The organism is Sulfuricurvum sp. (assembly GCF_049277495.1).
Taxonomy (GTDB): Bacteria; Campylobacterota; Campylobacteria; order Campylobacterales; family Sulfurimonadaceae; genus Sulfuricurvum.
This window is the reverse complement of the sequence record NZ_JBASYM010000029.1, coordinates 1-18096: the sequence shown is the minus strand read 5'-3', so window position 1 is coordinate 18096 and position 18096 is coordinate 1. Positions and strand designations below refer to the sequence as shown.

Here is an 18096-nt window from a genome sequence, read left to right as displayed (position 1 = left end):
CGAGATTCTTTCCTAATCTTTATATTTTGAGGCGATTTCGGTAAAACGGTCTAGGTTATTGATGAACATATCTACCAATACCGGATCAAAATGCCGTCCGCGTTCACTGACAACAAAGTCGATAATTTTCTCCATAGGCCATGCTTTTTTATAAACACGTTCACAGCTTAATGCGTCAAATACATCCGCTAGAGCGGTAATCCTCCCATAAATGTGGATATCTTCTCCTTTTCTGGCATTAGGGTAGCCTGTGCCGTCCCATTTTTCATGATGTTCATTCGCAATAATAGCGGCTGCTTGAAGTAATGGACGATTAGAATGCTTTAAAATATCATAACCGATAGCGCTATGAGTTTTCATCACCTGGAACTCTTCCGTATCCAGTTTGCCGGGCTTTAATAAAATGGAGTCTGGAATACCGATTTTTCCGATATCGTGCATCGGAGATGCACTGTAAAGGAGTCGGATATTCTCTTCTTCTAATCCATACAGTTCTCCTAGCATCTTTGCATATTTTGCCACACGGCGTACATGGTTCCCAGTTTCCTGAGAACGGCTCTCTCCTACTTCCCCAAGAAGCGATAGCATTTCATGCTGTGTCTGCCATATCTCATCGTTCAGATCATACAGTTCTGATACATCATGACTGATACTGATAAACTCGATGGTATTTCCAAATTCATCCACGATCGGTTTTATGGTCGTATCGGTTATATAATATTCACCATTTTTTTTAAGATTTTTGATAATGCCATTCCAAGTTTCCTGATTGAGAATTGTTTCCCAAAGATTTTGATAAAACTCATCGCTCATCTCCGGATGACGAAGAATATTATGTCCTTTAGATACGATTTCAGTATAGCTGTAGCCGCTCGTTTCACAAAATAGATGATTGGCATAGAGAATATTTCCCTTGAGATCCGTTTTTGTCACAATGGTCGAGAGATCGACAACCTCTTTGTATTGTTCCAGCAGAGTTGTTTGGTGGAGAAGATCTTGTTTTAAATTGAGATTAAATTCATCTACTTTACGTTGGTTGGAGATATTGGTTACCACTGCATTGATGATAGTGATCATTTGCTCCGTCTGAATCGGTTTGAGGAGAAATTGCGCGACTCCAAGATTAATGAGTTCTAGTAAATAGCCGCTCTCTTCGCAAGCCGATGTAATAATAATCGACTGATTCGGATTCAGCTCTTTTATTTTTTTGACCATTATGACACCGTTCATCTCTGGCATTAAAATATCGGTGATGACAATATCAAATACCTTCTTTTGATAGAGTTCCAATCCTGTATATCCGTTAGAAGCTGTTTCAACTTGCCCAAAAAAACTCTCAAAAAGCAACTTCGTATTCTCACGTATCAATTCCTCGTCTTCAACATAAAGGATAGACATCCCCTTTGCAAGTGATGAGAGATTATGGAATGTCTCTTTAAAGGTCATTGCGCTTCCTTGTCGTATGGCAATTTGATTGTAAATATTGTTTCAAGTCCTTGACTAAAAACATCTATATTCCCATGACAATGTTCATGAACAATAAGTCTGCTCATATAAAGCCCCAATCCGGTTCCGACACTTTTATCTTTGGTTGTAAAGTAAGGAACGAAGAGTTTCTCCATTACCTCTTTAGGTATCCCTCCGGAATTATCATAAACACTGATGAGACAATACTTGTCGTCACGGTTAACACTGACAATAATTTTGCCCTGCGTTGTAGTATTTTCCATAAACATATCAAGAGCGTTTTTCAATAAAACGATCAATACTTGCAACAGTTCATTGCGATAGGTATAAAGGAGCGTATCCAAAACCGTTTTATTCAATATTTCGATAGAATGATTTTTGAGTGTATGATCGATAAGACTGAGAGCATTTTGAAGCAATGAGGATGCATTGAAGTGTTCTTTAGGTTTATCCGGTCTGAAGAAATCTCTATAATCGGAAATCGTTTGGGAGAGGTGGAGACTTTGTTCCTCAACTTTAATCAGATTTTTAACGTGTTCAGACGTTTCATCCTCTCCCCCAAGCATTGCTTTGAGACGCATTTGAGATATGATCGCATTAATAATCGCTAAAGGCTGTCGCCACTGATGTGCGATCAAAGAGATCATTTCCCCCATCTGAGCTTGACGTGTATTCATCTTAAATAATTTATCTTCTTCAATCTGTTTCGTGATGTCACGCGCGATCAGAATAAGTTTCTTTTCCTCTTTCTTACCAAATCTTGAAAAGGTAAACTCAACAATCTTGGATTCATTTATATCAGGATGGAGACGTACTGAACATTCAGCCACATTGTATTGCCCCTGATATGAGGAATTGAGATATTGGACAAATGTATGTTCTTGACATTCAACATCATGTAAAACCTCCAGTATATTGGACATTAGCAATGCATTCTTCTCGATTTCAAATAGTATAAGTGCCGAGTCATTACAATCAACCACAATATTGTCTTGCAATACAATAACCGCTTCACTGAGTGATGTAAACATCGTTTGGTAAAATTCCTTACCTTCTTTGAGCTTCAGTTGTACATCGCGAATATCGGTAATATCTTCGCCTGAACTTAAAATTCCGGCAAAGTGGTTTTCATTATCTAAAAGGACTTGATTTTTCCAAGCAATCAGCCGTTCCTCCCCTGTTTTGGTGACAATCAAATTTTCGTAATAACCAGGGCCGTCTGAAGCGAAGAGACTATCGGCTACATTTATCAACTGAGTTCGGAACCGTTCAGGTACGAAAAGTTCCGCAAAATTTTTTCCGATCACTTCATCAACTTGATATCCTATAATCTCGCATCCCCGCCGATTCATAATCTGAATATTGTAATCTTTATCGAGAACTACGATCATCACAGCAACGATATCCAGATAGTTTTGTGCTTTCTCTTTTTCATTTTCAATGGCTTTTTCGGCCCTTTTTCTTTCCGTCAAATCGGTACAGATCTGAAGTGATCCCATCAGTGCTTTTTCAATCTGTATTGGGCTGATGGTAAAAAGTTTATGTCGCTCACCTACGTCGGCTTCAATATTTGCGTTATCCCCTCTTTTAATCGCTTGACACATTTGACATTCTGCCATAGTAACATCATTAGGGTGCATGAGGTCATGATTGTATTGTCCTATCATATCTTCAACCGGCTTCATCGCGCATGCTGCAGCTGCCGTATTGACCTGACGAATGACACCATCGCTATCTGAGACGACGACAGGCAGAGGGATCGCATCATACGTATACGAGGATTTCGCCATAATTGAAAAGGGTTCTTTCAATGCCATAATAGCCACACCCTGAAAAATAACCCAGTACGACAGGAATTTAAAAATATGCCCTACAAAATTAGAAAATCCATAGAAATCGGTATAGAAAGTAAAACAGCCCTCGGCAGCTATCCCCAATAAAAGTGATAGTTGTATCATCCGGTACATCATCGGATTAAAATTATTTCGTTTGTAACGATAAATCAACATTCCAAACAGATTAAGGATAATGATGCCGTATTCAATAGCGATTTTTATCGGTGTCAGCCCCGTTTCAGCTACATACATCACTGGAAACAGACTCATAAATGTTCCTGTGTATATCCCTACAGCCACACTGCCTATAATAATAAAAAAAGCTGTAGGCGATATTTTTTTAAAACGGACAAAAGGAGCGGCTAAAATCGTTACTGTCTCTAAAATTCTCGTAAATACCCACAATGATGTTGGCGTATTAAAAGATGAAGTCTCCGAATAAAGATTCATCCCATGATAGCTGAGCATGTGAAAAAGATCTAATGACGCCACCCAAAAAAAACCGATGCCCAAAAATAAAAGAAAATTGTTTCGGGTAAAAGGATACATATAATAAGCGATTACAGCGATCAGGATTCCTTCAATAACAGCAAACAGTTCAACAACGGAATGGAAAAGCAAATATCCCTCACCTAGCCGCATGGCTACAAGCATCAGTATCAATAATGCAGGCAATAAGAAAGTGACTAAACTATTCTGTTCTTGTTTTTGAATCACACTACGCACCATAATAACTCCCAAGGTTCATCACATAAATGGATAAATAAAATCATTATCACCCTCTTTTTCTTCACAGCCGATCGGATGAATCATCGTAGTCTTTTGCTGAAGACTCAGAGAACAGCGAAATGGGTTTGTACATCTTTAATCATAGCCAAACCACTTTTGATAACTGAGTTTAAAATGATAGCCCACACAAATCATAAAACAATCTCAGTTAATTAAAGCGACCCCAAAATCCCCTGAGCAATTTTCGACAAAGGTAGCTGCTTTTCAACTCCACCCAATTCATAGGCGACTTTCGGCATACCGTACACAACACAGCTCGCTTCATCCTGTCCGATGGTTTTGGCACCTGCGTTACGCATGGAGAGCAACCCTCTCGCTCCGTCTCCCCCCATACCTGTCAGTATGACACCTATGGCATTGGCTCCGGCAATTTTGGCAACGGAGTTTAACAATACATCGGCTGAGGGACGATGACCGGAAACTTTTTCACCGCTTCCGATCTCGACATAATAGCGTGAGCCTGAGCGACGTACTACCATATGATAATCCCCCGGAGCAATGAGGACTAATCCAGGAGTGATAGAATCACCGTTACGAGCTTCACGCACTTCCATCGCACATAGTGCATTCAGCCTCTCTGCAAATGGTCCGGTAAAATTTGCTGGCATATGTTGTACGACTATGGTACCGGGAGCATTTCGAGGAAGTCCCATCAGGACATCTTTCAGTGCTTCCGTTCCTCCGGTCGATGCACCGATGGCCAGAATTTTATTTGTAGTTTCTGCCAATGAAGTGGTATTGGCTTGCTGTGCAGTGCTAATAATGCGTTTTTGTACTCGGACTTTTGACGCAATTTTTATTTTGGCCAACAGCTCATCACGCATCTCATCTTTACCGTCATAAATGTGCGAATGGGGTTTTGGAACAAAATCAACTGCACCGGCTTCGAGGGCTTCGAGGGTCGTCTTTGCCCCGTTTTGGGTTAGGGATGAGACCATGATGACCGGTACAGGCATATAATGCATCATCTTCTTTAAAAATGTGATCCCGTCCATGCGCGGCATCTCAACATCCAAACAGACGACATCCGGTTTGAGTTCAACAATTTTATCCCGTGCCACATAAGCATCGGATGCAGTTGCAACAACTTCAATCGTAGGATCAGATTCTAATATCTCACGAAGAACTGCCCTCGCCGTTGCACTGTCATCGACGATTAATACTCGAATCGGCATCATTTATCCTCCATTCATCATCTCGCTGCGCTGAGCATATTTTAAAAGCACTTTTCCACGTTCCAAATCAAACTGGATTTTACGACCGTTTTGGCCGCCGACATCTTCGGCAACAATAGATATTTTATACTCTTTCAAAATTTCTTTGGCAACTAATATATTTTTCTGACCGATCATCATGGCTTCTGTTCCCATGGAGTTCATTGAAGCACCACCGAATATTTTTGCTTGAATCGTTTTAGAATTTGATCCTCTTGCCATCATGGCTTCGATCAGTTTTGGAATCGCAATATTCCCAAATTTTGGTGATTGTAAACCATTTCCATTCCAAAATGGGAGTAAATAGTGGTTCATACCGCCAATCCCAAGATTGCTGTCATACAAACAGACCGATACACATGATCCCAACACTGTCGATATTGCATGCGGAGCATCATCCACATGTATTTGTCCGACATGGATAAAGGTGGAATGACCGCGTATCATTTACAGTTCAATCGCATCATCAAACGGTTCAAATAAAAATTCATTTGATCCGCATGCTTCAGAATTCGGTGCTGTTTCCGGTAACGGCAAGGTTATGACAAAGGTCACATAACTTTCATGAATATGATAATCTATTCCGCCATCCATCCATTCACTTAACTCTCGAGCAACACTCAATCCCAGACCAAGACCGTGCTCCCCTTCTAATCCACACGCAAATCGGGTAAAGACTTGAGGCTTAAACTCTACTTTCGGGCCTTCACCCTGATTGGTAATTGCTATGGTTAAGACGGATCCCTTCATTCGGATATCAACATTTACAGTTGCACCGGCGGATCCATAATCACACGCATTAGCCAAAATATTTTTGATGATGAGATAAAGCTTTTTCGGATCAGAAACTATTTTTTCATATAAAGAATTTGTCACTGATACCGTGATATTTTTTGATTTTAAGCGATATTTGAATCCTTCAATCGCTTCTTCGACAAGTACTTTCGGACTCACCAATGCATAAGAAATATCCATTTGACCATTTTCTATCTCAGATGCAGCCACTAAATTTTGAATACGGGAATCCAATAAAAGCGCCTCTTCATGCGCCAAGGCAAATACCCCTTCACGTGTATCACCGATTTCAGGAGCCAAATGGGGAATTATCCCCAATAGTGCGGTCATCGGATTATTAAGCTCACTCGCTATTAATGATAAGAAACGTGATTTCGCTTTTTCACTTTCAATGAGCTGCTTATTAAGCTCTAAAATTTTACGACTTAAAAAAGATATCTCATCATTTTCTATTTTTCCCATTCACGACTCTTCCATATTCTTGATTGTAAACATTTCTTCTTTTAAATGGTTCATGAGGGCATCGATAACTTTCGAGTTTTCCGTCATATGCCGGTTCTCACTAGAAAAATTTTCACCTACTTTTTGCATTATCCCAATCTCATTTCTCGTCTCTTCTACCAAACTTTTAAGCTGTGAGAAAATAACCCCGAATCGTATTGATTCATCATAACTTCCTGCTGCTTCGATGATCCCATATACTTGAATATATCCTAAATACATCATTTGCTGTTCCAATTGGTCCAGATTTTTTAATACCGTTTGGATATATTGGGCAAGTTCACCCTGAAGCTGGCGCAAATAAATCGAATATTGCGTAATCAAGCCAACCAAATCAAAAATTTTATCAATTAAACCCGGAATTTGAAGATCACTGTTTTTGCATGAAACTTCATGAATAAAATAGCTCACCATTTCAATTTGCAAACGCATCCCAGCAACCGTAAAGACAATATTATTCAAAGCAAGCGAAAAGTGATGGGCAACCGTATCGATATCAGCGATCAAGGTGTCATTTTCTTTTGCATTTAAACGAATATCGCTCGCCAAAACACCGAATGTCTCTCCACCGCTGGCAACTTTATAAGACGACACGGAAGCGTTTAACGATAAGAAAACAATGTCACGAGCTAATTCACGTAATTTCAAACCCTTCTCTTCAAACATCGATTTGACTTTCAGAAAGAAATCGATTTTTTCAAACCATATATCGTATTGATTCATCAAATCTAGACTGTATCCATGAACAACTTTTAGTTTTTTAAGAGAAGGGGATACTATATTGTTATCTTCGTTAGGAGTAATATTAGAAACATATTTTTGTCTCTCTCCTAACTCTTGCAATAAAGCATCATTCATAAAATGGTCATAATCTTCATAACCATTAAGATTTAAAAGCTCAGACAAAATTTTGCCGCTCTCATCCATGCCGCCCATTTCTTCAGCTGCTAATAATTTAGCGTAAATCTCTTTTACCGCTGCGAAAATTTTGCTAGTCGGTTTGATACGAATCGAAATATATCGATCGTTTATTGGGAATACGGCGGCAAGTACCCAATAAAAACCCCCTTCTTTAGTTTTGTTTTTTACATATGCGACAATCGGCTTGTCTGCTTGTAAATAATCCCATAATGTTTTAAAAATAATGCGTGGCATGTCGGGATGTCGTATGACATTATGAAATTTCCCGATTAGTTCTTCTTCTCTATATCCGCTAATACTCACGAATACTTCATTACCGCAAAGGATCGTGCTTGCATGATCCGTGATCGAAAAAAAGAGTTCATTAATATCAAATTTTGCCTCTTTAGGTGGCAAGGCATGTTCGGTGTTCTCCACTGGAGTATTTCCTTTATAGTCGTTGATAAATAGAAGATCCCAAAAGTTTCAGGCTCTCTCGATGCGTTGTTAATGATTCGGAACTCCCTAAAAAAAGAGGAGCTCCTTTAGGGAGTATGGTGGTAAAACGTCCTATTAAATCATGGCGGGTTTTGTCATCAAAATAGATCATTACATTACGGCAAAAAATCATGTCAAAACGATTTTTGAAAAAGAACGGATCGGTGACCAGGTTATACAAACGAAACAGCACTTTACTGCGAAGGTGTGGCTTAATCTGATAGCGGACACTGTTATCGAAACGTATTTTTTCAAATGACCGCAGTACAATCTCTTTCGGCAAGGGTTCGACACCTTTCGCATCGTAGGTTCCTGCCATGGCGTGAGACAATACTTTCGGCGAAATATCGGTCGCTAATATCTTGATATCCCATTGATCGAAATCACTCAGGTGATGTTGTAAAAACATCAAGATCGTATAGGGCTCTTCTCCGCTGGAACATCCAGCCGACCAGATACGAATCTTTTTCTCCCGCTTTGAGGCGATCAATTCGTCCAGATATCCCTCCAGCCATTTCCATTGCGCCCCTTCTCGGAAAAAGGAGGTAACATTGGTTGAAATGGCACTGACGAACAGTGCGAGTTCATCACCGCTCGTATCACTGATTAAGTAATCATAATAGGCCTGGAAGGATGTTAGGTTTAATTGGTTCAGCCGTTTATTGAGCCGCCCTTTGACCAAAGTACTTTTTTGATCGGAAAGAGCAATCCCTACTTTTTCGTAAATATATTTTCGAAAAAGGGAAAACTCTTCCGGTTTAAGCTCAATTTCCGCCACTTTGCACCTCGATCAGTGGGCGCAGTTCATCGACGTTGAGGATCAAAGCGATATCGCCGCTTCCGAGAATCGCACCTCCGCTGATCTCTTTGAGTTTTGCCAATGATTTTCCGAGCGGTTTGATAACGACTTGCTGACGGCCTACGAGCTCATCTACCATAATCGCTATTCGTCCCGCTTCGGTTTCGACACAGACGAGTATTCCATCCCACGGTTCGATATGTTCGGTTGGAAGATCAAATACATCGCTGAGACGAATGACCGGAATGTGTTGTCCTCGAAGAGAGACGAATTCCCCTTTTTCTTTCATTGCATGAACAATTTCCCGATCCGGTCGGAAAGATTCAACGACACTGAGTGTTGGGATAATATAAATCTCACCCGCTGTTTGTACCAGCATTCCGTCGATAATCGCTAACGTCAGAGGAAGAACCATAGAGAAGGTTGTCCCCTCCCCTTCACGCGATTCGATTTCAATCTTGCCGCGCAGTTTTTCGATCGAGGTTTTGACGACATCCAATCCGACACCGCGTCCGGAAAGGTCACTGATCGTATCGGCTGTCGAGAAACCGGGCTGCATGATAAGACCGAAAATTTGGCTATCGGTGAGATTTTCATCTCCGGTGATAATACCTCTCTCGATCGCTTTGCGGAATACTTTCTCTTTGTTGATTCCGCGTCCGTCATCGCTGACACTGATGACGATACTGCCGCTTTTATGATATGCACGCAGCGTGATCGTCCCCTCCACTTTTTTACCGACACTGAGGCGCTCTTCGGCATCGGCTTCGAGACCGTGATCGATCGCGTTACGGATGATATGGATCAGCGGATCGGAGAGACTGTCGATCATTGTTTTATCAATCTCCGTCTCTTCTCCCAAGACATTGAGGTTAAGTGCTTTACCCGTCTTTTTTGAGGTATCTCGAACAACACGCTTCATCTTGTCAAACGTATCGCGTATGGCAACCATCCGCAGGCTCATCACCCGATCCTGAATCCGCTTCGTGATCTTGGAAAGGGTTTCGATCGCACGACTGATCGATTCGTCTTCGATGGATCGAATCTGCTCATTCTGAGCAATAAAGTTTTGGGCAATCACCAGTTCCCCGACAGAATCGAACAATTCATCAAGCTTGAAGGTGTCGATGCGTATTGTTGATTTAGCTGAACTGGTGCTCGATGCCGCAGCCGTAGCAGCACTTTTTGCAACAGGTTGACTTTTTTCCTCAACAGCAATAGGTTTTATTTCCTCAATTTCAGGAGTAGCTGCAGCATCGATTTTACTGACAGTATATTCATGATCGAATAAAAACTCAAAATTCTCAACTACCTCTTCAAGACTCTGTGGAGTCAACACGATTACACATACGTTTTTGACAACGTTTTCATCACATGTAAACTGCTCAAGCGGCTGAACATTTTCCATATTGAAAAAACTTTCCATCAGAATAGCTTTTTCCCCTAAAAGCCCTAAAAACAGTATATGATCAAATCCACGTGTATACGCATCACGATCCAAGGTCAAATCAATACGATAAAGATTTTCTCCTTCTCCTTGAGACATCTGATATATCTGAATACTTTGCGCTACATTAGTCTCAAACTGATCACTGCATTTAAATCCGAATTCCGAAGCCAGATCTGTCATATATATTTCTTGAATCGGCTCTGCTACAACATTAATACCTCCATTGCGCTTGGACGCGATAAGGTTTTTAATTTTGGACAAACACTCTCCATAGTCTCCCGGTAAATCAGGAAGGGCATCCAGCTCACAGGTCATTACCTCTTTGATAATATCCACACTTCCGACGAAGAGTTCGAGATGGTGTTCTTCTACATCTTCTTTGGTACTGCGGTAGTGATCGAGAACATCTTCGAAATGATGAACGAATTCACCTAAACGGGTAAATCCGAAAGCATTCGCATTCCCTTTTAGAGTATGAACCCCTCGGAATATTTCGTTTAATAGGTCAAAATTGGCAGAATTTTCTTCAAAACGGAGGATATCGACATCGAGCTTTTCGATAATCTCACCCGCCTCTTCGATAAAAATTGCTTTGACTTGTTCTTGTTTAGTCATGACACATCCAATGCAGTGTTCCATACCCGTTCAAAGCAATCAATCCCTTTTCTAAAAAAGGAATTTTTAACTCTGGACGAGTTCGTTTGAGGCTTACTAAAAGAGCCAAAAGTGCGCTACCTTTGAGAAATCCACCTTCTTCAACTTCAATGGACTCAATATACTCGATTCGAGGACGAACAAATTGTTCAAATTCACGTACCTCTTCCATCGTCATATCAAGTGTAATCGTTAAAGCATCTCCATCGAATTGCATCTTAGAACTCTTTCAAATCGTCCTCATGGAGAGGGAAAATCTCGTCGGCTTTAGACGGAATTGATTTACGCTGAGGCTGTGCAGGTTTGCGGTGTGCGATAACTGGATTCGAATCTAAATGATGCAAATTCACTTTACGTGGAGCACGCACTGGATCATCAGACTCCATCCCGACCATTTTTGCCAAAATACGAACGGTTTCCATCATTGATGTTGCTTGTGCATTAAGTTCTTCTGCAGCGGCAGCAGCCTCTTCCGAGTTAGCGGCAACTTGTTGTGTCACTTGGTCGACTTGACCCATAGCCTGATTGATCTGAGTCATACCTTCGGATTGTTCTTTACCGGCAGTCGCGATCTCACCGATCAAATCGGATACTTTTTTCGATTGCTCGACGATATCTTGGAATGCGGTATGAGTCGCATGGGCAATTTCATTCCCCTCTTTGATCTGTCCGACGACTTCTTCGATGATATCTGATGTCTCTTTTGCCGCAGAGGCTGCACGTTGTGCAAGATTACGGACTTCGTCCGCTACAACCGCAAACCCAAGACCATGTTCACCTGCACGTGCCGCTTCAACCGCTGCATTAAGGGCAAGAAGGTTCGTTTGGAATGCGATTTGATCAATGGTTTTAATAATTCCTGAAATTTTAGCCGCCGATTCGGTGATCGCATGCATAGAGTGGGAAAGCTGTTCTCCCTTTTGATATCCGGCTTTGGCCGAATCATTCGAGTTTTTTGCCAAGATATCGGCTTGGCGTGCATTATCGACGTTTTGTGTATTGATTGCGGTAGACTCTTCAAGTGTTGCACTGACCTCTTCGACGCTCGATGCCTGCTCGCTTGCACCTTGTGCCAATGAAGATGATGATGAAGCCACCTGGTCACTAGCAGAAGTAATTTGCATTGCACCGTCACGAATGGATGTCACACTTGATGTGATCGCACGGGTAATTGAACGGATTAGTGCCCATGCTAAAATAATTGCAAAAAGAATTGAAAGAATAGCAACAATCATGAACATCTGTTTGTATGAGGTTGACTCTTCTTTTGCTGTAGTATTAGTTTTATCAATAATATCTTTATTGATATCATAGACATTTTGAAGCGATTCTGTCATCGTAATACGACTTGTACGAATTGTTTCTATTCTTACAGTCATATCATTAAAAAGTGCATCGATTTGAACTGGGTCATTAGCTTTTGCCAAAACATCAACAACTTCTTTTTGAAACTTTTCACTCTCTTTACGCCAAACATCATAACTGGCTTTAAAGTTTTTCCATTCAACCGCTTCTTCAGGTGATTGAGGAAGTGGTTCATAGATTTTCATACCTTTATCGATACGATCAAACCCTTTTTGTATTTCCTCTGAAGCATCAGCCATTTTACTCTGTAATGCTGCATTACCTTTGAGTCCCCGTACACGGTTCATCTGAATGGCAATTAATTGTGTTCCGTTTCTCATAGTCCCTACACTTACTAGTGATGGAACACGGACATCGCCGATCTCAACAATATCGGATTGCCATCCGTCCGTTGCCTTAAATCCCATGACCCCTAAAAGGATCATCGCCGCGACCATGATACCTGTGAGAAGCATTAACTTACTCTGTAATGCCATATTTTCCAACCAATTCATATTATTCTCCTTCACTTGTCTGTGTTTGTTGTAACTGTTCTAAGCTCACCAGTTCATCAGCTTCGAAAAGCTTCAAAACATCCAATATCATTACGACGTTCTCTTCAATCTGTGCCATCGAGCAGATAAAGTCAGTATCGACATTGCTGCCGAATTTCGGTGCAGCCCCAAGATTGGAGCTGTCGATACTGGCAACTTCTTCGACACGGTCAACGATAAATCCGATATTCACTTTATCCACTTCAACGATGATGATCGCCGTGTGCATGTCAGGCTCACGGGTCTCCATACCGAAACGCAGTCGCGTATCGACGACAGGAATGATTGAACCCCGTAGATTGATTACCCCCTTCATATATGAGGGAGTTTTCGGGACATAAGTCACCTTCATAATCGCGATTATCTCTTTGATCCGATCAATCGCGATCCCGTATTGTTCTGCACCCAAAAAGAAAGTGAGATACCGTTCTCGTCTATTTTGAACATTGTTTTGTTCCATAACGTTATACTCCTAATACCATTTTCAGGGACTTGACTAACTTATCATCGCTAAACGGTTTAACCATCCAACCGGTTACCCCGATCTCTTTGCCCATCATTTTCAATTGTTCTGAACTCTCGGTTGTGAGAATAATGATTGGTTTGGTTTTATACCGGTCATCCGTTTTGATTGCACGGGCTAAATCCAGGCCATTCATCTGAGGCATATTGACGTCACTGATCAACAAATCAAAGTTTTCACTTCCACCTTGCAATGCACTCAAAAGTTCTGCTGGGTTTAAATACGATTTAAAATCGATTGCACCGCTGCTGATCATTTGATCCAATGCTAACTCCGCAGTTGCTATAACCGCTCTGGAATCATCCACAATAATCACTCTCTTCGCCATTTTTTTACTCCTTGGTTGTGTTTAAAAAAATTCCATATCATTGTCATCATCCGTCGCTAACTCCTTATCGCCTACAATTCCTTCTATTTGCATGCACGAACTAAAAAATGAACTGTCCAAATAATGGATATCTGCCGTATCTTGCAGCGAAAATATATGTTCCCTCCAAGATACGAGATCCATTCCCAAATGCTCTAACAGCATTGAAAGTGTTTTGACTTTACCGGCATCTTGTGTTACCGATTCTGCATGCTCCTTTAAAAAAGTCCCCAGTGATGATAGGGCATAAGCCAATGCCGTAAACTCAAAAAGATTATTGATTCCACGCACATAGATTCCCAAAACACCATCCGCAAAATCTCGAAGATTTTCGGCTGTCGGCTCAGATTCAAAATCGCGGAGCTTTTCTCCCCACTCTTCATCCAAACTTTCCAAATCTCGTATTTCATCGAGAACATCTCCACCGATATCCCGGACATAGTCAATAGCTGCCGTTTTTTGAACAAAACTTTGTCTTAATAGATCTTTCTCATTGCTATTAAAAATTCGTACATCTTTGGCTGTTTCAGGTTCATTCACAATATATACCGGTTCTTTCACAATTATTTCAGCCCTTTTAACAATGGCTTCAGGTTCTTTAACTTCCTCTTCCTCCCTTTTAACGACAGGTTGATGAGTACTAGGAGCTATTATCGATTTTAGAACTTTCGGCTCGTCAATAACAACAATTCGAATGCAGACAACATTATCTTGAATGATGCAGTCATTTCTCATCTCATCCATCAAGGCCGTTATTTTTTTATTCACTTGAACCATCTCATCAAATTTCATCGTGACAAAAATCTCTTCAAAACTTTCTTCGACAATAATGCTTATCGAATGAGTTTCTTGTTTACCATAACGCATCAATTCATACAAAAGTTCTATCGTAGAATCAATCTTATTGAACACTTTTAGTTTTCGATGTTCACATTGGGCAAGAACCCATAAACCAAAATCCATCATCGTTTCTGTATCCCTGATATCAAATATCGTTTTAAAATTCCGGATATCAGTAGAAAATGGATTTAAAGCTTCTTTAGGTAGAGATGGATTAAATCCCCCCCCTTTGGAACGGATTAGATTTGCACGGTCATCTTCAAGATCTTCGACGATTAAAAGCTTTAAATCATTCATGCATTCACCATATAAAGGGTTAATTCATCGAAGCTATCATTGAGAATTTTCGCTTCGATTTTTTAAAAGTGGGGAATTCTATTGCTAAAAAGTCACAAAAAAGTCACAACAAAAAATATTTTTACTTTTATACTGTCAAATATTTCAGAATGATTACAAAAGAAATTAAAGTTGAGTATTCAGCATGGATTATTGATAAAATGAACAAATATCCTTAAAAATAATTCCTACATTCTTATCAGATATAACTCTTAATCCGATGAGTGCTACAACTTACAGTGAAAATTCAGCGAAGGAGAATTTTCATGAAACGGATTATCAGCATCTACACGGAACATAAAAACAGTGTCCAATTTTATCTGCGTACAACAATCGAAAATTTCAATCCTATCAGTATTGACGCAAAAGATATGCGCCGATTTTTTGAATCTGAAAAGGCAGCAGAAGTCATTTATGCCGTCAATGCCACATTTACCCAGTCTACCCCCAGTTTTGGCAGGAACTATATTGATGAAGATCGTCAGGGGACCGATAAATCTTTTTATTTCAAATGGGTCAGCTTTGTCAATGAACCTATCCATATCAGCAATCCTTATCTCCATCATGTCACGGGTTTACCGACCCTCACCGCTGTAAAGCAAGTCAATAATCAATATTTGGTTGCCGATTTCGATATGCTCAAACTCCTCGAAGAGCTTCGTCTTATCGAGCATAACAGTGCATTTGAAAAGATCAACACATTCGTCATGGGAATCGGCGGATTATTACTCGGTATCGTCTCGGTCTTTTTAATCTTTTATGGTGCCTATATCTTTTTTACGATGCTCGTTTCACCCAATACGGGCGAGGTCGTGATGCATGAAATCTTCACCTCAATCATCTCCATAACCATTGGTCTGGCCATCTATGATTTGGCCAAAACCCTTCTCGAAAATGAGGTTCTCTTTAAAACCTTTAATTACGGCAACGACCTGCAAAGCAAAACCCTCAGTAAGTTTCTCACCTCCATCATCATCGCCCTCTCAATAGAGTCACTGATGGCTGTATTTAAAATTGTTTTGGATGATTACAGCAAACTCATCAATGCCTTTTATCTGATCATCGGGGTGACACTTCTTATTGTCGGAACGGGAATATATAATCAACTTTCACGCCATAATAAAGTCTGAAATGATGGGGATTAAAAATCAGAATTGTTCACTTCTACGTAAAGTATTCTGAACAGTTACTGAACTAATTATCGAATCTGTCACTTTTTTGTATTTATTTATTATATTAAGTTACCATGACTCTATAGATTTTATAAATGGAGGATTAAGATGACCCATGTACTTATGGAATTGCCCTATGCACAATCCGCATTACAGCCTTATATTTCTGCTGAAACTGTTTCTTATCATTATGGAAAACACCATGCAGGATATGTCAATAAACTCAATATACTGGTCGAAGGAACCGAATTTTCGGATAAAACCTTAGAACATATCATTATGTATGCGAAAAATGCGATCTACAATAATGCAGCCCAAGTCTATAATCATGATTTCTACTGGAAAGGGCTTATCAATACGCCAACAAGTCCATCCGTAGAACTTTTAGGACTGATCGAGCGTGATTTCGGCTCCTTGAATGCATTTGAGGAAGCTTTTTTAGCTGCCGCTGCAGGATTCTTCGGCTCTGGATGGGTTTGGCTGACCATCAACAGCGAAAATAAGCTTGAAATTAAAATGACAGCGAATGCCGATACCCCGATACGCCATGGAGACACCCCATTATTGACATGCGATGTGTGGGAACATGCGTATTACATCGATTATCGCAATGCACGCCCAAGTTACCTTTCCAATTGGTGGAAACTCGTCAATTGGAATTTTGTATCGGATAATCTTGCTGCATTTGAGAATAACCCCATAGCCGGATACAATCAGTCGTGCAATGAACTTACCGCGATATGTGACTATGTCGATTATATGCAAAAAAATGAGCGAACACCATCCTAGCAGCCATTAGCGAGATTGATGTTACAATATATTTATGAACTATATTTTGATCTTCTTGCTTTTGGTAAATATTACCGTTCTGATCCTCTTTGCACTTGACAAATATCTGGCAATGACCGACCGATACCGGATCAGCGAAAAAACCCTCATCCTGATGACCTTGGCGGGAGGGAGTATCGGAGCCATCACGGCGCAACGACTGTTTCGACACAAAACACAAAAATTTAAATATCGGCTATGGATAATTTTATTCATACATCTCACTGCTGGATGGTATGTATGGATAACTTTATACGCATGATATACAGACGCTATTAACTGCAGGTAGACGATGGAAATTGGCATAAAAATAACAGCAGTCATAATCATCACGATCCTCGTCTATCGCGAAATCATAAAATCAGCATCCAAACAATCCGCGTATACTGATCATCCCAAATCCAAAGCCAGTTTTATCAGTTTAATGATGGTAGGTATGAGTGTAGGAGCTTTTGTATATGCAGGAATGTCCATCAGTTTTATTGAAACACGAGATCTACGCCCTTATCGCCAAAATACCTCACCTGAAATGGTGAGCATGTTTGATAAAGGGGTCATAGAACTCAACGGAATGTTTATCAAGACCAATCTGGCTAAAACCGGCGAATTAAAAAGTCTCTCAGAACGATTGACACAAGGTTGTAATGGGGATGATGGGTGCGAAGTCCAGGAGTTATTGGATTACGTAACCCATATCCCGTATAAAACGGATTATACAAGTCGTAATGCCAAAGCTGTGATCAAAACAAATTGGGGAGATTGTGATGATAAATCCAATCTGCTTGCCTCATTACTCAATGAAAAAGGTCTTGACTATAAATTTGTCTATGTTCCCCATCATGTATTTGTCGTTGTCCATCTCGATGACACTTCAGTTCTCCCTTTTTTAAATGCAAAACTAATCATTGACGGAAAAAACTACTATTACGCTGAAACAACCGCTTCAGGCTCTCGCATCGGTGAATTCAACGGGCAATTTCCATCGAGTTTTGAAGGGATTTATGATATTAGGAAGAATGAAAGTATCGATTTGAATCGCGTAAAATTTAGACTGATATGATTTGAGATTTAAATGATGAAAAGGGATTTTAAAAGAAGGAAGAGTAATAAATCTGAGGCCAGGCGGCGACCTACGTTTCCACACCTGAAAGATGCAGTATTATGAGCGATGAGGGTCTTAGCTTCCGGGTTCGGAATGGGACCGGGCGTTTCCCCCTCTCTATAGCCACC

Annotated in this window: 17 protein-coding genes and 1 rRNA gene; 4 read left to right on the top strand and 14 right to left on the bottom strand. The window is 40.4% G+C overall.

The genetic code is table 11. The features are described 5' to 3' along the window. Nucleotides 1-12: 12 nt before the first annotated feature. The 13 genes from WAO38_RS06100 to WAO38_RS06040 form a co-directional block, all read right to left on the bottom strand. Complete coding sequence (locus WAO38_RS06100) at nt 13-1446, bottom strand: HD domain-containing phosphohydrolase (protein WP_422235338.1); 1434 nt, start codon at nt 1444-1446, stop codon at nt 13-15. After that, complete coding sequence (locus tag WAO38_RS06095) at nt 1443-4031, bottom strand: MASE3 domain-containing protein (protein ID WP_422235336.1); 2589 nt, start codon at nt 4029-4031, stop codon at nt 1443-1445. Before WAO38_RS06095 ends, WAO38_RS06100 begins: the two co-directional genes overlap by 4 nt. 212 nt (nt 4032-4243) lie before the next feature. After that, nucleotides 4244-5269 (bottom strand): protein-glutamate methylesterase/protein-glutamine glutaminase, encoded by a 1026-nt coding sequence (locus WAO38_RS06090; RefSeq protein WP_422235334.1) that lies wholly within the window; start codon nt 5267-5269, stop codon nt 4244-4246. Beyond that, nucleotides 5270-5752, bottom strand: a complete 483-nt coding sequence (locus tag WAO38_RS06085; protein ID WP_422235332.1) for a chemotaxis protein CheD — start codon at nt 5750-5752, stop codon at nt 5270-5272. Next, nucleotides 5753-6562 (bottom strand): sensor histidine kinase, encoded by an 810-nt coding sequence (locus WAO38_RS06080; RefSeq protein ID WP_422235331.1) that lies wholly within the window; start codon nt 6560-6562, stop codon nt 5753-5755. Beyond that, a complete protein-coding gene (locus WAO38_RS06075) occupies nt 6563-7939 on the bottom strand; it encodes a PAS domain-containing protein (RefSeq protein WP_422235329.1) in 1377 nt (458 codons plus the stop codon). A gap of 13 nt (nt 7940-7952) precedes the next feature. Continuing rightward, complete coding sequence (locus WAO38_RS06070) at nt 7953-8777, bottom strand: CheR family methyltransferase (RefSeq protein ID WP_422235327.1); 825 nt, start codon at nt 8775-8777, stop codon at nt 7953-7955. After that, nucleotides 8764-10863: a chemotaxis protein CheA gene (locus WAO38_RS06065; protein ID WP_422235325.1), complete on the bottom strand. Its 2100-nt coding sequence runs from the start codon at nt 10861-10863 to the stop codon at nt 8764-8766. Before WAO38_RS06065 ends, WAO38_RS06070 begins: the two co-directional genes overlap by 14 nt. Then, nucleotides 10856-11119: a hypothetical protein gene (locus tag WAO38_RS06060; RefSeq protein WP_422235323.1), complete on the bottom strand. Its 264-nt coding sequence runs from the start codon at nt 11117-11119 to the stop codon at nt 10856-10858. Before WAO38_RS06060 ends, WAO38_RS06065 begins: the two co-directional genes overlap by 8 nt. A 1-nt stretch (nt 11120) precedes the next feature. Further along, the gene (locus WAO38_RS06055; RefSeq protein WP_422235321.1) at nt 11121-12761 is read right to left on the bottom strand and encodes a methyl-accepting chemotaxis protein; all 1641 of its coding nucleotides are present in this window, start codon (nt 12759-12761) and stop codon (nt 11121-11123) included. 1 nt (nt 12762) lies between these two features. Continuing rightward, entirely contained in the window at nt 12763-13260 is a 498-nt protein-coding gene (locus tag WAO38_RS06050) for a chemotaxis protein CheW (protein ID WP_422235319.1), read from the bottom strand. A gap of 4 nt (nt 13261-13264) precedes the next feature. Further along, on the bottom strand, nt 13265-13651 hold the full coding sequence (locus WAO38_RS06045) for a response regulator (RefSeq protein ID WP_422235317.1): 387 nt from the start codon (nt 13649-13651) through the stop codon (nt 13265-13267). A 21-nt stretch (nt 13652-13672) separates the two neighbouring features. Continuing rightward, on the bottom strand, nt 13673-14827 hold the full coding sequence (locus WAO38_RS06040) for a hypothetical protein (protein WP_422235315.1): 1155 nt from the start codon (nt 14825-14827) through the stop codon (nt 13673-13675). Nucleotides 14828-15132: 305 nt separating this feature from the next. Here WAO38_RS06040 and WAO38_RS06035 point away from each other — a divergent pair, with 305 nt between their 5' ends. The 4 genes from WAO38_RS06035 to WAO38_RS06020 all read left to right on the top strand — a co-directional run bounded on the left by WAO38_RS06035 (nt 15133) and on the right by WAO38_RS06020 (nt 17926). Beyond that, nucleotides 15133-15996 (top strand): hypothetical protein, encoded by an 864-nt coding sequence (locus tag WAO38_RS06035; RefSeq protein ID WP_422235314.1) that lies wholly within the window; start codon nt 15133-15135, stop codon nt 15994-15996. 150 nt (nt 15997-16146) lie between these two features. Continuing rightward, the gene (locus WAO38_RS06030) at nt 16147-16827 is read left to right on the top strand and encodes a superoxide dismutase (protein WP_422235312.1); all 681 of its coding nucleotides are present in this window, start codon (nt 16147-16149) and stop codon (nt 16825-16827) included. 34 nt (nt 16828-16861) lie between these two features. Beyond that, nucleotides 16862-17128: a DUF1294 domain-containing protein gene (locus WAO38_RS06025; RefSeq protein WP_422235310.1), complete on the top strand. Its 267-nt coding sequence runs from the start codon at nt 16862-16864 to the stop codon at nt 17126-17128. A 30-nt stretch (nt 17129-17158) separates the two neighbouring features. Continuing rightward, a complete protein-coding gene (locus WAO38_RS06020; protein WP_422235308.1) occupies nt 17159-17926 on the top strand; it encodes a transglutaminase domain-containing protein in 768 nt (255 codons plus the stop codon). Between the two features lie 57 nt (nt 17927-17983). Here the strand turns inward: WAO38_RS06020 and rrf are convergent. Then, nucleotides 17984-18096, bottom strand: a 5S ribosomal RNA gene (gene rrf, locus WAO38_RS06015); the annotation flags it as partial.

What these genes read in the sequence shown, in the direction of transcription:
- WAO38_RS06100 (WP_422235338.1), bottom strand. Translation starts at nt 1,446, where the DNA reads ATGACCTTTAAAGAGACATTCCATAATCTCTCATCACTTGCAAAGGGG.
- WAO38_RS06095 (WP_422235336.1), bottom strand. Translation starts at nt 4,031, where the DNA reads ATGGTGCGTAGTGTGATTCAAAAACAAGAACAGAATAGTTTAGTCACT.
- WAO38_RS06090 (WP_422235334.1), bottom strand. Translation starts at nt 5,269, where the DNA reads ATGATGCCGATTCGAGTATTAATCGTCGATGACAGTGCAACGGCGAGG.
- WAO38_RS06085 (WP_422235332.1), bottom strand. Translation starts at nt 5,752, where the DNA reads ATGATACGCGGTCATTCCACCTTTATCCATGTCGGACAAATACATGTG.
- WAO38_RS06080 (WP_422235331.1), bottom strand. Translation starts at nt 6,562, where the DNA reads ATGGGAAAAATAGAAAATGATGAGATATCTTTTTTAAGTCGTAAAATT.
- WAO38_RS06065 (WP_422235325.1), bottom strand. Translation starts at nt 10,863, where the DNA reads ATGACTAAACAAGAACAAGTCAAAGCAATTTTTATCGAAGAGGCGGGT.
- WAO38_RS06060 (WP_422235323.1), bottom strand. Translation starts at nt 11,119, where the DNA reads ATGCAATTCGATGGAGATGCTTTAACGATTACACTTGATATGACGATG.
- WAO38_RS06055 (WP_422235321.1), bottom strand. Translation starts at nt 12,761, where the DNA reads ATGAATTGGTTGGAAAATATGGCATTACAGAGTAAGTTAATGCTTCTC.
- WAO38_RS06050 (WP_422235319.1), bottom strand. Translation starts at nt 13,260, where the DNA reads ATGGAACAAAACAATGTTCAAAATAGACGAGAACGGTATCTCACTTTC.
- WAO38_RS06045 (WP_422235317.1), bottom strand. Translation starts at nt 13,651, where the DNA reads ATGGCGAAGAGAGTGATTATTGTGGATGATTCCAGAGCGGTTATAGCA.
- WAO38_RS06040 (WP_422235315.1), bottom strand. Translation starts at nt 14,827, where the DNA reads ATGAATGATTTAAAGCTTTTAATCGTCGAAGATCTTGAAGATGACCGT.
- WAO38_RS06035 (WP_422235314.1), top strand. Translation starts at nt 15,133, where the DNA reads ATGAAACGGATTATCAGCATCTACACGGAACATAAAAACAGTGTCCAA.
- WAO38_RS06030 (WP_422235312.1), top strand. Translation starts at nt 16,147, where the DNA reads ATGACCCATGTACTTATGGAATTGCCCTATGCACAATCCGCATTACAG.
- WAO38_RS06025 (WP_422235310.1), top strand. Translation starts at nt 16,862, where the DNA reads ATGAACTATATTTTGATCTTCTTGCTTTTGGTAAATATTACCGTTCTG.
- WAO38_RS06020 (WP_422235308.1), top strand. Translation starts at nt 17,159, where the DNA reads ATGGAAATTGGCATAAAAATAACAGCAGTCATAATCATCACGATCCTC.